This window comes from Acinetobacter sp. ATCC 27244, from assembly GCF_000156555.1.
Lineage (GTDB): Bacteria > Pseudomonadota > Gammaproteobacteria > Pseudomonadales > Moraxellaceae > Acinetobacter > Acinetobacter haemolyticus.
The window spans coordinates 96166-110035 of sequence record NZ_GG665953.1 but is presented as its reverse complement, the minus strand read 5'-3'; the positions used below and the strand labels follow the sequence as shown (position 1 = coordinate 110035).

Annotated in this window: 11 protein-coding genes and 1 pseudogene; 4 read left to right on the top strand and 8 right to left on the bottom strand. The window is 40.8% G+C overall.

Annotated elements, in window-relative coordinates; all coding sequences use genetic code 11:
• Together HMPREF0023_RS16700 and HMPREF0023_RS07045 are read right to left on the bottom strand one after the other, a co-directional pair.
• On the bottom strand, positions 1 to 721 hold a 721-nt coding region (locus HMPREF0023_RS16700), incomplete at its 3' end, for a hypothetical protein (protein ID WP_008941607.1).
• A gap of 59 nt (positions 722 to 780) precedes the next feature.
• Positions 781 to 3678 (bottom strand): valine--tRNA ligase, encoded by a 2898-nt coding sequence (locus HMPREF0023_RS07045; RefSeq protein WP_008941606.1) that lies wholly within the window; start codon positions 3676 to 3678, stop codon positions 781 to 783.
• 251 nt (positions 3679 to 3929) lie between these two features.
• On the opposite strand from HMPREF0023_RS07045, the gene HMPREF0023_RS07040 reads away from it, so the two are divergent.
• From HMPREF0023_RS07040 to HMPREF0023_RS07025, 4 genes and pseudogenes are all read left to right on the top strand, one after another.
• A complete protein-coding gene (locus HMPREF0023_RS07040) occupies positions 3930 to 4610 on the top strand; it encodes a hypothetical protein (protein WP_017396748.1) in 681 nt (226 codons plus the stop codon).
• Positions 4611 to 4734: 124 nt separating this feature from the next.
• Positions 4735 to 5397, top strand: a pseudogene (locus HMPREF0023_RS07035) (hypothetical protein).
• 12 nt (positions 5398 to 5409) lie between these two features.
• Complete coding sequence (locus HMPREF0023_RS07030; RefSeq protein ID WP_005083053.1) at positions 5410 to 6216, top strand: SDR family NAD(P)-dependent oxidoreductase; 807 nt, start codon at positions 5410 to 5412, stop codon at positions 6214 to 6216.
• Positions 6217 to 6235: 19 nt separating this feature from the next.
• Complete coding sequence (locus HMPREF0023_RS07025; protein WP_008941603.1) at positions 6236 to 6571, top strand: hypothetical protein; 336 nt, start codon at positions 6236 to 6238, stop codon at positions 6569 to 6571.
• 68 nt (positions 6572 to 6639) lie between these two features.
• Here HMPREF0023_RS07025 and HMPREF0023_RS07020 read toward each other — a convergent pair whose 3' ends face one another.
• The 6 genes from HMPREF0023_RS07020 to HMPREF0023_RS06995 form a co-directional block, all read right to left on the bottom strand.
• On the bottom strand, positions 6640 to 7080 hold the full coding sequence (locus HMPREF0023_RS07020; protein WP_008941602.1) for a YbjQ family protein: 441 nt from the start codon (positions 7078 to 7080) through the stop codon (positions 6640 to 6642).
• Between the two features lie 9 nt (positions 7081 to 7089).
• Positions 7090 to 7440 (bottom strand): YbjQ family protein, encoded by a 351-nt coding sequence (locus tag HMPREF0023_RS07015; RefSeq protein WP_005083051.1) that lies wholly within the window; start codon positions 7438 to 7440, stop codon positions 7090 to 7092.
• 109 nt (positions 7441 to 7549) lie between these two features.
• Positions 7550 to 9007, bottom strand: coding sequence for a multidrug efflux RND transporter AdeIJK outer membrane channel subunit AdeK (adeK, locus tag HMPREF0023_RS07010; RefSeq protein ID WP_008941601.1), 1458 nt, complete (start codon positions 9005 to 9007; stop codon positions 7550 to 7552).
• Positions 9007 to 12183: a multidrug efflux RND transporter permease subunit AdeJ gene (adeJ, locus tag HMPREF0023_RS07005; RefSeq protein WP_004640435.1), complete on the bottom strand. Its 3177-nt coding sequence runs from the start codon at positions 12181 to 12183 to the stop codon at positions 9007 to 9009. Before adeJ ends, adeK begins: the two co-directional genes overlap by 1 nt.
• A gap of 12 nt (positions 12184 to 12195) precedes the next feature.
• On the bottom strand, positions 12196 to 13419 hold the full coding sequence (locus HMPREF0023_RS07000; protein WP_008941600.1) for an AdeA/AdeI family multidrug efflux RND transporter periplasmic adaptor subunit: 1224 nt from the start codon (positions 13417 to 13419) through the stop codon (positions 12196 to 12198).
• On the bottom strand, positions 13406 to 13870 hold a 465-nt coding region (locus HMPREF0023_RS06995; RefSeq protein WP_008941599.1), incomplete at its 5' end, for a phosphatase PAP2 family protein. The genes HMPREF0023_RS06995 and HMPREF0023_RS07000, both read right to left, overlap by 14 nt.

Here is a 13870-nt window from a genome sequence, read left to right as displayed (position 1 = left end):
TATCTTTTATAAAAATTTTAAAAATACAATCAAAAGGTGTTAATAAAGTATGTCTTAAAAATTTAAAATCCTCTAAATTTTCTTGATCAATTAGATAGCTATTAGCTTTATTCTTGAAATTTTGAAGCTCTTTATCTATTGCAATATCAATGATGTTCTCATATTTATTTTTGAACATGGATAAACGGCTTTCAATATAACTATCAACTCTTTTTTTCTTGAACTTAGGTTCAAACCTAATTTCATTAAAGATCTTATATAAGAACAAAAAAATAATAATCCATAGCTCATTAGCAATAGTTGCTAAATCAGGAAAAAGAGGGGTTTTCGGTAAAATTAAATGTTTATAAGCTAAATATGTAGCTGCTATTGCAATAGAGGCATACCCAAATTGCGTATACCAATTTATTAAGTTAGCGCGGTTATGTGCTAAGTTCCAAAGTGCTCGAAATACAAAACTATAGACTACTAGTAAGTAGATGTTAGTTACTAAATAGTCCCATTTGAAGTAAAAAAGTACTGAAGAAACAAGAATAGTAAAAACTACGGGTGTGAGTATTCTGAGAATGAAATTAAACCCTACTAGTTCATCACTATGAATATCAAATTTAATTTCTGCATACCCAAATCCTTTTGAGTATTTACCTATAAAGTTCACTGTAAAGAATAAAAGTATTCCTAATACAAATAAAAAAATATGATGTCCAATTATTGGATACATAAAAAAACCCCTTCAAAGCTGAAGAGGATTTTAGATTAAATAGCAGTCAGATTACAGCATTAAAGTGCAGCAATTTGCTCCATACTTGCTTTAATTTTACTTAACTGATCAGCAAACTCAGCCAATTTCACTTTTTCACCTTCAACTACGGCTGCTGGTGCTTTAGCGACAAAACCTTCATTCGCAAGTTTATTGGCAATTTGATCATGCTGCTTTTGAACCTTATCCAAGTCCTTCTGCAAACGACCCAATTCAGCTTTAGGATCAATCAAGCCTTTCATTGGTACAAATACAGATGCATGACTCACAACGCTAGAGCATGAAAGTGGTGGTTCTTGCTCATTGGTCAAGAACTCAATGCTTTCAACTTTTGCGAGTGCTTTGAACAACGCTTCGATACGAATGATTTGCTCACGCTCAGCATCAGAAATATTCTTAAGCAATACAGGCAATAAACGCGCATTACCTAAGCCCATTTCACCACGAATATTACGTACCGCACCGATCAAACCTTGTAACCACTGCATATCTGCTTCAGCTTGATCATTGATTTTCGCTTGATCAGGAACAGGGTATTGCGCAGTCATAATCGTCGTACCACCTTTGCCCAACATCGGCGCAAGGGTTTGCCAGATTTCTTCAGTCAAATACGGCATGAGTGGATGTGCTAAACGTAGTGAAGACTCCATCACCGCAAGCAATACACGGCGAACTTCAGCTTTACGCTCTTCAGATACATTCGCATCATTCAGAACAGGCTTAGTTAACTCAACGTACCAGTCGCAGTATTCATTCCAAATAAAATCATAGATCGCTTGTGCAGCAAGGTCTAAACGATATGTTGCAAACGCTTGATGTACCGCAGCTTCTGCTTTTTGCAAACGGCTGATGATCCACTGTTCTGGAAGTTCCCAAAGATCAGGGCGCGCTTCTTGACCAACAGTTTGACCTTCAACATTCATCAGAACGAAACGAGTTGCGTTCCAAATCTTGTTACAGAAGTTACGGTAGCCTTCAACACGTTTTAAGTCGAACTTAATGTCACGGCCTGTGTTGGCAAGCGCGCAGAAGGTGAAACGTACTGCATCCGTACCATAAGCATTAATGCCTTCTGGGAATTCTTTACGTGTTGATTTCTCAATCTTCGCAGCATCTTTTGGATTCATTAAGCCAGTGGTACGTTTCGCAACAAGACTTTCTAAATCAATACCGTCGATCAAATCTAATGGGTCAAGGACGTTACCCTTAGACTTCGACATTTTCTGACCTTCACCATCACGTACCAAGCCGTGAACATAAACCGTCTTGAATGGAACTTGTGATGAACCATCTTCATTCTTCATGAAGTGCATGGTCATCATGATCATACGCGCAACCCAGAAGAAGATAATGTCAAAACCAGTCACCAACACATCTGTTGGGTGGAAGGTTTTAAGGAAATCATTTGCTGCATCTTTTTGTGCGTCGCCAGTCCAACCTAAAGTTGAGAATGTCCAAAGCGCAGATGAGAACCATGTGTCCAAAACGTCTTCGTCTTGTTTCAGCTCTACATCAGCAGCGATGTTATTTTTGCTACGAACTTCTTCTTCGTTGCGACCCACGTAAATGTTGCCTTCTGCATCATACCAAGCAGGGATTCGGTGACCCCACCAAAGTTGACGAGAGATACACCAATCTTGAATATCACGCATCCAAGACATATACATGTTGGTGTATTGCTCAGGAACAAACTTGATACGACCATCTTGAACCGCTTCAATTGCAGGCTCAGCAAGTGGTGCAATTTTCACATACCATTGGTCTGTCAATAATGGTTCAACGATCACACCTGAACGGTCACCGCGCGGTGCTTTTAAGTCATAAGGTTGGATTTGATCTAACCAGCCTTCAGCTTCCGCTTGTTCAACCAATTTCTTACGTGCTGCAAAACGCTCTAAACCGATAAAGTCAGCAGGCGCAGGAAGCAGTTGTGAAATTTGCTCACCCGCTTTAGCGATGTATTCAAACTCAGCCAAAACTTCTGCATTTTTGTTGAAAATATTGATAATCGCTAGACCACAACGTTTACCTACTTCATAGTCATTGAAGTCATGCGCAGGCGTGATTTTTACACAGCCTGTACCGAAGTCTTTTTCAACGTATTCATCAGCAACAACTGGAACTAAACGACCTGTGATCGGTAGAACAATGTTTTTACCAATGAGGTGTGCATAGCGTTCATCTTCAGGATGTACTGCAACGGCAGTATCGCCCAATAATGTTTCAGGACGTGTCGTTGCAACCACAAGGTAATCATTACCATCTTTGGTTTTAAGCGATTTGTCTTCAAAGAAATATTTAAAGTGCCACAATGAGCCTTTTTCTTCTTTGCTTTCAACTTCAAGATCAGAAAGGGCAGTTTGTAGTTTTGGATCCCAGTTCACCAAACGCTTACCACGATAGATCAAACCATCTTCGTGAAGTTTAACAAACACTTCTTTCACTGCATTGGATAAACCTTCATCCATCGTGAAGCGTTCACGGGACCAGTCGACTGATGAGCCTAAACGACGGATTTGACGTGTAATTGTTCCGCCTGATTGTTCTTTCCATTCCCAAACTTTGTCGATGAACTTTTCACGACCTAAGTCATGACGGTTAATCCCTTGTAGACCAAGTTGACGCTCGACGACCATCTGCGTTGCAATTCCCGCATGGTCAGTTCCAGGTTGCCATAAGGTATTTTTACCCATCATACGGTTGTAACGGGTGAGGGCATCCATAATGGCATTGTTAAAGCCATGACCCATGTGCAAGCTACCCGTGACGTTTGGTGGTGGAATCATGATACAGAATGATTCACCTTGACCTGACGGTTTGAAATAACCCTGTTGTTCCCAGATTTGATACCATTTTTTCTCGATCTCGGTTGGATCGTAAGTCGTTGCGATATTTTGAGCAGATTGAGCGTCAGTCATAGTACAGAAGATCAAAAATGAATAAAAAATTGCATCTATTGTAGCAAAAATCTATCGAATCTGTTGGCATTTCACCGCTGGCAAAGCGTATCTGCTTAAATAACTTTACAAAGTTTAAATAAGCCGACGAAATGCGTTGGTTTTTTGATAATAAAAAGTTAAATTTATGTGTATTGGATCACATAATTAAATAATGTTGATGCATAAAACAACAAAATAACAATGCTAAAACTAAGAAAAGGATGATTTCAATGAGCTATTCAATCCTATTAAAAATTAATACAACGACCTATAGCCAGTTTGAGGTGATACGCCAACGATTAAATACAGGGAGTGATGAAAATCAATCGCGTGTGTTGGGTGAGGTGTTATCTGAAATCGCTTGCGATATTGTGGAACAAGTTTTTTCAGTACTGTTGATCCAAAATCGAAAACCAACCCATTTAACTCAGAAATACACCGTAGAATCAGAAAAAATCATTCAACAAATTATTGCTGCAGTTCGAAAATACATGCAGTGGTCGATTGCATTATTTGGCAATGAACGTTTATGTCCATTCGTCAATTATTTTTCCAATATGATTAAATATCATGATGAACAAGTATATGTATCGTATCCCATTGATCATCATTTGGTCCAACAAGCACATGCTTTGGTTGAGCAATTAAAAAACAATGAAACTCAAGACATGATGGATGTATTTCAAACACTGATTCAAATCGTGGATTTGGGGGTCACCAATCTGATTCGTGAACCGAAAAAATGTCTTAATTTTAATCGTGTAGTTGATAAAACACTGAATGGTGTCATCAATCTCACAGCAAATCTAAGTTATAAGCGACTTGAAAAAATGGGCGAGCAAGTGGATACAGGGGCGGCTACAGCGTGCGTTAACCATTTTTTGGCATTTATGCATACAGAACCGAATTAGGTTGTGCTACATTCATGAAGTAAAAGCCAAAATGATAGAATAGATTTTTACTTTTAAATTTGAAAAAGGCTTGTTTTGACAAGTCTTTTTTATTTACGGAACTCAAAGAATTAAGGTTGTGAGGATGAAGACCGCTGTTTATTTAAATATTCATGCAGATACTTATGCAAGATTTGCGCATATTCGAACGCAATTATTGCAGGGTAATTAAGAAAGTCAGGCCAATGCGTTGGGTAATGTATTGTCTGAAATGGCTTGTGAGGTGATTGAGCAAGTTTTTATGGTGTTACTACAAGAAAACCAACAGCATTCAAAAACAGGCGAGTCTGAAAAAGTGATTCAGCAGATTCTAGAGGCGATTCGCAAATATATGCCTTGGTCAGTATCCTTTTTTGGAAATGACCGTCTCATTCCACTGGTTGAATACTTATCCAAAACGTTGCAAATCGAAGATGATCATATTTACATGACTTATCCAGTAGAGTCGCAACTCGCTCAGCAGGTTACGGCATCTGCACAAAAGTTAGCTGCGGGTAATCAACAAGAAATTCAGCACGCACTCAAACTTTTAACAGAGGTAATTGATGTTGGGGTAACCCATCTGATTCGAGAGCCGAAAAAATGTTTAAAATTTAACTTTGTCGTTGATAAAACCTTAAATGGCGTGATCAATATGACAACGCATCTTGGTTACAAGCGCTTAGAAAAATTAGGCACTCAACTTGATCAACAGATGGCATCGACTTATGTTGATTATTTTCTAAAGTTTATGCGCCAGCAAGCATAGGTAGGGAAAAATATGGCAAAGCTAAAAAGTCTTGAAAATAAAATAGTTTGGATCACAGGTGCATCTTCTGGTTTGGGCAAAGCTTTGGCTCGTGAATGCGCATTACAAGGTGCTCAGGTGGTCTTAACTTCACGCCGTTATGATGAATTGGAGTCAGTGCGCGTCGGTTTATTTAAGCCAGAACAACATATTTCGATTGCTGCCGATATTACCGATGAATCACAAGTTCGTCATGCGTATGAGCAAGTATTGGCATGTAAGGGACGCATCGACTGGTTGATCAATAATGCAGGTTTAAGTCAGCGTGCTTTGATCCAAGATACAACGATGCAAACAGAACGTGCCATCATGGAGGTGGATTACTTTTCACAAGTGTTTCTGACCAAAACAGTGCTCCCGACTTTCCTGAAACAGAAATCAGGTCGAGTGGTATTTGTTTCGAGTGTTGCAGGTCTATTGGGGACACAATATCGCGCCAGTTATTCTGCGGCAAAAGCTGCGATTCATATGTGGGCGAATAGTTTGCGTGCCGAAGTTGCAAAACAGGGGGTACAGGTTTCTGTGGTGTTCCCTGGTTTTGTGAAGACCAATGTTTCCTTTAATGCATTAAATGGAGAAGGAAAGCCACAAGGGCATCAAGATGAAGCGATTGAGAATGGATTAGACGCTGATATTTTTGCAGAGCGCGTGGTTGCATCATTGATGGCGGGAGAGGAATACATTGTCGTTGGTGGTAAAAAAGAGCAACTTGGTGTGCTCGTCTCTCGTTTATCTCCAAGTTTGTTATATAAAATGATCCGTAAGAGTAAAGTGAAGTAGTGGAGAGAATAGGTTGAAAATGAAAGGTGATGCCAATGAGACACATTCACTCATAAAAAAGCGTGTATCACTTCTCTCAATTATTCTTTATCTGTTATTTGCTGTTCCGGTGAGTATTTTTATTGCTGGGTTGGTTGCGCTGTTATTGTTGACGATAAACAATGTCTCTAATTTTGAAGGGGCGAGGGGATATGCGTGGATTGGATGGCTCATGGTCATCGCACCTTTGATTTATATACTGTGCTTAATTACATTGCCGATCTTGATAAAGAAATATCCAAAAGCATTGTCCGTAATGAATTGGATATTTGCCGCCTTGTCTCTATGTTTGATTTTTTCTTTAACCCTCATGTAATAGCTCAGACAAGTCTAGAATAAAATACCAAGCATAAAGTGCAAGGCGGTTTTTGACGGCAAGGCGTATTATTTTGGTTCTACAATCACCGTTCCATAAGCAAATACTTCAACCATGCCACCTTGCATGCCCATTTCAGTAGTACTTAAACGTACACCTAAAATTTGATGGCCTCCTATGGCTTTCGCTTGTTGCTTCAAACGTACAATCGCTTCTCGGCGTGCACGTTCAACGATACTTTCATAACTGGTTACGCGACCACCTAAAATATTTTTAATCGATGCAAGGATGAATTTAAAATAATCATGTGAGATCACGACATTACTGCTAATTAAGTGCCCTGGATGTTCACTACTTGCAAAGCGGCGACTATCGATGTGGATATCTGCCAATAGACGTTCATTTTCGTCCAGTTCTCTCAAGTGTTTTTGTTCGTTATAACGACCAAATCCCCAGCCTACAGAGAATAAAATCAGAAAAATAACAATCTGAAAAATTAAGCCATCCATTTGTTATTCCTATGAGCTAAATGGATCGGGGAGTTTAGGTGCGATCGGTTGTACCACGACGGCGGTACCGTAGACAAATAACTCAGATGCGCCTTGTGTAATACTCGATGTTGAGAAACGAATACCAACGACTGCATTTGCACCTAGACTTTGTGCTTTATCGATCATGCGTTGCATGGCTTCTTGGCGAGATTCTTCTAACAGTTCGGTATACGCAGTTAATTCGCCACCAACAATGTTTTTTAAGCCAGCGAGAAAATCGCGTCCGACATGTTTACTGCGTACCGTACTACCATAAACGACGTCGAGTTGGCGTAAGATCGTATGACCGGGTACGGATTCTAAATTGCTCAATAACATTATTTTTGACCATTAAAAATTCTTTTTGAAGATAAGAAATATTGACTCAACTTGCAATAAAAAAAGCTCACTGATTTGCAGTGAGCTTTTTTAGAAAATAACCGAAAGGCTACTTGTTGTAGTGCTTTTCAGAACTTGAAGGTTGAAGTGTGACTGTTTCATTGGTTGAGGCTTTTAAACCACCGCCCAGTGTTTTGTACAGTTCAATTTGATTGTTCTGTTCAGCTTGTTGCAGTAACAATAAACCTTGTTCTGCTGCGTATGCTGATCGTTGCGCATCCAGTACTGTTAAATAACTATCAATCCCAGCACGGAAACGTGCATTTGAAAGTTTATACGTAGTATTGGTGGCTTCAACCAAACGTTGCTGTGCTGCAAGACGTTCGCCAATGTTAGCACGTGTTGCAAGGGCATCGTTCACTTCACGGAAAGCAGATTGCACAGACTTTTCATAGTTAGACAATGCAATTTTCTGATCAGTTTCAGAGATTTTGACATTGGCACGACGTGTACCCCAGTCAAAAATTGGCATATCAAGGCTTGGCCCGATTGACCACATGCTATTTGCAGACTTAAATAAATCACTTAAATCAGTTGAGGCGTAGCCAGCAGTACCTGTCAAGCTAATGCTTGGGAACAACTGTGCTTTTGCCGCACCAATATTGGCGCCGGCAGCACTTAATTGATATTCGGCTGCTTTGACATCTGGACGGTTGTTCAGTAAGTCACTTGGCAAACCAGTAGCAAATACATTCTGCTGAGTAACACGTTTAACAGGTTGCACAGGCAACAAGTTTTGCGGTACAGGTTGACCTACTAGAAGATTCAGTAAGTTTGCTGCTTGTGCAATTTGCGTCTTGTAATTTGCAACGTCATTGCGTGCTGTTTCAACTGAGATCTGAGCCTGACGTAACGGAACTTCACTGTCGATACCAACATCAAAGCGTCGTTTGTTCAGATTATAAGACTCTTGTTGCGCTTTAAAGGTTTGCTCAGCAAGTTTTAAGTTCGCTGTTGCAAATGAATAATTTAACCAAGCTTGAGTGACTTGACTAATCAAACTGATTTGCGTCGAATCACGTGCACTTTGAGTGGCTAGATAATTATCTAAAGCTGCATCTTTTAGGCTGCGCACGCGACCCCAAAAATCAAGCTCATAAGCAGTGACACCCAAACCTACTTGATAAGTTGAATATGGGTTGTTTGGATCACGTGTAGGTGTAACCTGACGAATCGCACTGCCACTCGCACCAATCGTTGGAAGCTGATTGTTTTCAGTAATTCGATACTGTTGTTGAGCACGTTCAATATTGAGCGCTGCAGTACGCAGATCACGGTTATTGGTCAGTGCTAAATCAATCACTTCGATTAAACGAGGATCGGAAAAGAACTGTTTATAACCTTGTTCTGCGATAGAAGAACCAGAAGCGCTGTTATATGCATAGCTTTCTGGAATATCGGTTTTCACGACCGGTTCTGGGCCGCGCATGCTTTGACATGCAGTCAAAGCAAGCGCAAGTGCAGATACCGCAATGCTACGACCTGAAATAGACCATACTGTTTGCATCACGATTTATGCTCCTGAATGTTTATAGTTTTTGGTTTGTACTTAAAGATACTACGAATCCACACGAAGAATACAGGGATGAAGAAAATACCTAGAAGTGTTGAAGAGAGTACACCACCCAATACACCGTAACCTACTGAATGCTGACTACCAGCACCTGCACCAGAAGATAATGCAAGTGGCAGTACACCAAAGCCGAAGGCAAGTGTGGTCATGATGATTGGACGTAGACGCATTTTTGCTGCGTGCAATGTTGCTTCTAGCAACTCTTCACCTTGTTCTTGCAAGTCTTTTGCAAACTCTACAATCAAGATCGCATTCTTAGCCGATAGACCAATTACAGCAATGATTGCCACTTGGAAGTAGATGTTATTTGAAAGATTTGGATCATCCTTCAGTACCATACCAAAGTAAGTTAAGAGAATCGCACCGATAATACCAAGTGGAACCACAAGTAAGACAGAGAACGGGATAGACCAGCTTTCATATAATGCTGCTAAGCATAAGAATACGATCAACAAAGAAAGCGCATAAAGGAATGGCGCTTGAGCACCAGACTCACGTTCTTCGAGAGATAAGCCTGTCCATTCATAATCGAAACCTTGTAAGCCCATAGATGGAAGTTTCGCAATAATTTCTTCCATGGCTTTCATCGAGTCACCAGAACTTGTTCCTGGTGCTGGTGTACCTTGAATGTTCACCGATGACACGCCGTTATAACGTTCAAGACGAGGAGAACCATAGGTCCATTTACCTGTTGCAAACGCAGAGAACGGAACCATTTCACCTACATTATTACGCACATACCATTTGTTTAAGTCTTCAGGCATCATACGGCTATCCGCTTCACCTTGAACATAAACTTTCTTCACACGACCACGATCGATGAAGTCATTAATATATGAACCACCCCACGCCATGCTCATGGTGCTGTTGATGTCAGCAATGCTAACACCCATTGCACCCGCTTGTGCTTGGTCGATCATAATTTGATATTGCGGTGTATCTTCTTGACCATTTGGACGCACGCCAACCAGTCGTTTGTCTTGAGATGCTAAACCTAAAATTGTATTACGTGCAGCAATCAGTTTTTCGTGACCTTGACCCGCTGAGTCTTTCAACTGTAGGTTGAAACCAGCAGTGACACCCAATTCAGGCATCGCTGGAAGCTGTAATGGCATGATGTATGATGCGTCTTTGACGATCATATTGAGTGCCATACCACGTTGAATCAATGCGCCAATTTGCGTTTCCGCAGTGGTACGATCCTTCCAGTCTTTTAGCTTAATAAAGCCGATACCTGCATTTTGACCAATCCCTGTAAATGAGAAGCCTGATACAGTAAAGATTGATTCAACAGTATCTTCTTCCTTCATAAAGAAGTTGGTCATGGTATCAATAACTTTATCGGTACGATCAAGCGTTGCATTTGGCGGTAGTTGAACTAATGTCATGACAACACCCTGATCTTCTTCTGGTAGGAATGAAGAAGGGAGTTTTTGGAACATGAACACCAATAAACCAATCACAACGGCATAGAGCACACCTGAAAAGATTTTGGCTTTCAACATACGACTTACGCCGTTCTGATAGCCATGCGATACGCGGTCAAAGCTATGGTTAAACCATCTAAAGAAGCGAGCAAAAATACTGTTACTCGGTGCTTTATTTGGATCATGCTGTTTTAACAATGTTGCACAAAGAGCAGGGGTAAAGGTGAGTGCAACGATCAATGATAGAACCATTGCTGTAACGAGCGTGATCGAGAACTGACGATAAATTACCCCAGTCGTACCACTAAAAAATGCCATCGGTACGAATACCGCACTCAATACACTGGTGATACCAATCAGCGCACCAGAGATTTGTTTCATGGATTTTTCAGTTGATGTGACAGGATCAGTATGCTCTTCAGTCATTACACGTTCGACGTTCTCAACCACAACAATCGCGTCATCGACCAGTAGACCAATCGCCAGCACCATTGCAAACATGGTTAAAGTATTGATCGAGAATCCAAAAATGTTAATCACTGCAAATGTACCGAGTACAACCACAGGGATCGCCAACGTTGGAATAATTGTCGCACGCCAGTTCTGTAAGAACAGGAACATCACGATGAATACCAAAATCACCGCTTCAATCAGTGTGTGTACAACACTTTCGATTGAGAGCTTGATAAATGGTGTGGTGTCATATGCCAGTTTGTCTTCAAGACCTGCTGGGTAATTCTTACGTAATTCAGTTAAACGCTCTTCAACAGCAGCAGCGGTATCAAGTGCATTGGAACCTGTTGCCATCTTGATCGCAAGACCACCAGCAGGTTTACCATTAAACATAGAGTTAAATGCATAAGTATCTGAACCCAGCTCTACTCGAGCAACGTCCTTTAAGCGAACTTCAGCACCAGAAGCTGTGTTTTTTAAGAAGATATTTTTAAACTGTTCAGGCGTTTGCAATAAGCTTTGCGCATTCACCGTAGCATTGATCACTTGATCTTTTACCGCAGGTGCACCACCGAGCTGACCAACAGCAACTTGAGAGTTTTGAGCTTGTAATGCACGAGCAACATCACTTGGTGTAAGTTGATAGTTGGTCAGTTTTGCTGGATCAAGCCAAATACGCATCGCATAAGAACCACCAAAGACTTGGACTTCACCAACACCAGCAACACGACTAATCGGTTCTTTGATTGATGAGTTTACATAGTCTTTAATGTCAGAGTCAGACATGCTGTTATCTGGTGAATAAAATGCAAGAACTTGTAAGAAACTTGCACCAGATTTAGTAACAGTTACACCTTGACGTTGTACATCTTCTGGCAAAAGTGCTGTTGCGGATTGCAATTTATTTTGTACTTGAACTTGTGCAATATCAGGATCGATACCTTGCTCAAAGTTAAGCTCGATCGATGCTTGACCATTACCAGAACTGTTCGATGAAATATAACGTAAACCATCTAGACCATTCATCTGTTGTTCAATGATCTGGGTTACGGTGTTTTCAACAGTTTCAGCTGATGCACCCGGATAAGTTGCAGAAATCGTAACGGTTGGCGGAGCAATCGTTGGATACTGGGCAATAGGCATCTTTGACAAGGTTAATATCCCTGCCAACATGATGACTAATGCGATCACCCACGCAAATATGGGGCGATGGATAAAAAATTGAGCCATTCAATGTGCCCCTTATGCTTTTACAGTTGCTTTTTGCTCTGCTTGAGCAGGTTGCGCAGCATTCTTTTCATTTGCTGGTTGGGCCTGATAAGGTTTTGCTGAAACTTCTTGGCCATCTTTGACTTTAGCAACGCCTTCAACAATCACCTTGTCACCAGCCTTAAGACCATTGGTAACAATCCAGTTTTGACCTTGAACACCTGCTGTATCAATAGGGCGAGTTTCAACAGCGCCTTTGTCATTGACGATCATGACTGTTGCTTGTCCTGTTGGTAAGCGCGCTACAGCCGCTTGAGGAATTAGATAAGCGTTAGGTACAAGACCTTGCACGATTTGTGCTGTTGTATACATACCCGGAAGCAGCAAATGATTTGGATTTGAGAACACTGCACGTAAAGTAACTGTACCTGTATCTTGGTTTACAGACGCATCTGAGAAGGTTAATTGACCTTCAATCGGATAGGTTGAACCATCTTCAAGTTTTAACTTTACCTTGTTGTTATTGCTGTTGCTTAAACTGCCTTTGCTCAATTGTTGACGTAAGCGCAAAAGTTCCGCACTGGATTGATTAATATCAACGTAGATTGGATCAAGTTGTTGAATCGTGACCAATGGTGCAGTTTGATTGGCAGTCACCAACGCACCAGCCGTTACGGATGAACGACCAGATTGTCCAGAAATCGGTGAGCGGATGGTTGAATAACCAAAATCAACTTCTGCATTTTTCACTTGTGCTTGAGCAGCAGCAACTTGTGCTTCGGAAACACGTACTTGACCAAGTAAGTCATCATATTCTTGTTTAGAGACTGCGTTGCTAGAAACAAGTTGTTGATAACGATTTAATTTGGTACGTAATGAGCTTAGGTTTGCTTGCTGTTGCAAAAGTGCAGCTTTGGCATTGTCTAAAGCTGCGCGATTTGCACGTGAATCAAGCTCATAAAGCGCTTGACCTTCAGAGACATAACTGCCTTCGGTAAACAAGCGTTTTAAGATCACACCACTGGTTTGTGGGCGAACTTCTGAAATTTGATAAGCAGATGTTCGACCTGAAAGTTCAACGTTTTGTTCAATACTTTGCGGTTGAGCTACAATTACACCAACCTCAGCAGGTGGCATTTGTTGTGCAGCAGCAGCTTGCTGTGCATCATTTGTATCTTTGCTACAACCAACAAGCGCGATGCTTGTTGCTAATGCGCAAGCAGTTAGGGCAGGAGCCCAAAGCTTAGCCGACATCATTGTTCCACCTCAATTTAGATTTTGATCTAAAAAACAAATTGTTGTTGAAGTTGCTTTGATACAGCCATAACCAAAGCAACGAAGTCCAAATTAATCCAATTCCCCAGCCTGAGAGCACATCTGTTGGGTAATGTACTCCTAAGTAGACTCTTGATATACCCATCACCATAATCCATAACGTTGCGATTAAAATGACAAATAGGCGATATCGATGTTGTTGACACAATAACAACGCTAAGCTCGCTAGGGTTGCCGCGTAAAGGCTATGAGCGCTTGGGAATGAGGCGCCATAGCTTTGGACCAAATGATAAAACTCTAAAGGTCTAGGTCGATCAATCCCCCATTTTAGGAGCCAACCAATAGCAATACTTCCGATTACACTCAATGCGATAAAAACTAAACTTTTATAATTTTTCATCCAAGTTTGATATATGCACAAAAATGTAATTAT

Coding starts and splice junctions, on each gene's coding strand:
- HMPREF0023_RS07040 (WP_017396748.1), top strand. CDS start 3,930: ATGAGCTATTCAATCCTATTAAAAATTAATACAACGACCTATAGCCAG.
- adeK (WP_008941601.1), bottom strand. CDS start 9,007: ATGCAAACAGTATGGTCTATTTCAGGTCGTAGCATTGCGGTATCTGCA.
- HMPREF0023_RS07030 (WP_005083053.1), top strand. CDS start 5,410: ATGGCAAAGCTAAAAAGTCTTGAAAATAAAATAGTTTGGATCACAGGT.
- HMPREF0023_RS07045 (WP_008941606.1), bottom strand. CDS start 3,678: ATGACTGACGCTCAATCTGCTCAAAATATCGCAACGACTTACGATCCA.
- HMPREF0023_RS07025 (WP_008941603.1), top strand. CDS start 6,236: ATGAAAGGTGATGCCAATGAGACACATTCACTCATAAAAAAGCGTGTA.
- adeJ (WP_004640435.1), bottom strand. CDS start 12,183: ATGGCTCAATTTTTTATCCATCGCCCCATATTTGCGTGGGTGATCGCA.
- HMPREF0023_RS07000 (WP_008941600.1), bottom strand. CDS start 13,419: ATGATGTCGGCTAAGCTTTGGGCTCCTGCCCTAACTGCTTGCGCATTA.
- HMPREF0023_RS07020 (WP_008941602.1), bottom strand. CDS start 7,080: ATGGATGGCTTAATTTTTCAGATTGTTATTTTTCTGATTTTATTCTCT.
- HMPREF0023_RS07015 (WP_005083051.1), bottom strand. CDS start 7,440: ATGTTATTGAGCAATTTAGAATCCGTACCCGGTCATACGATCTTACGC.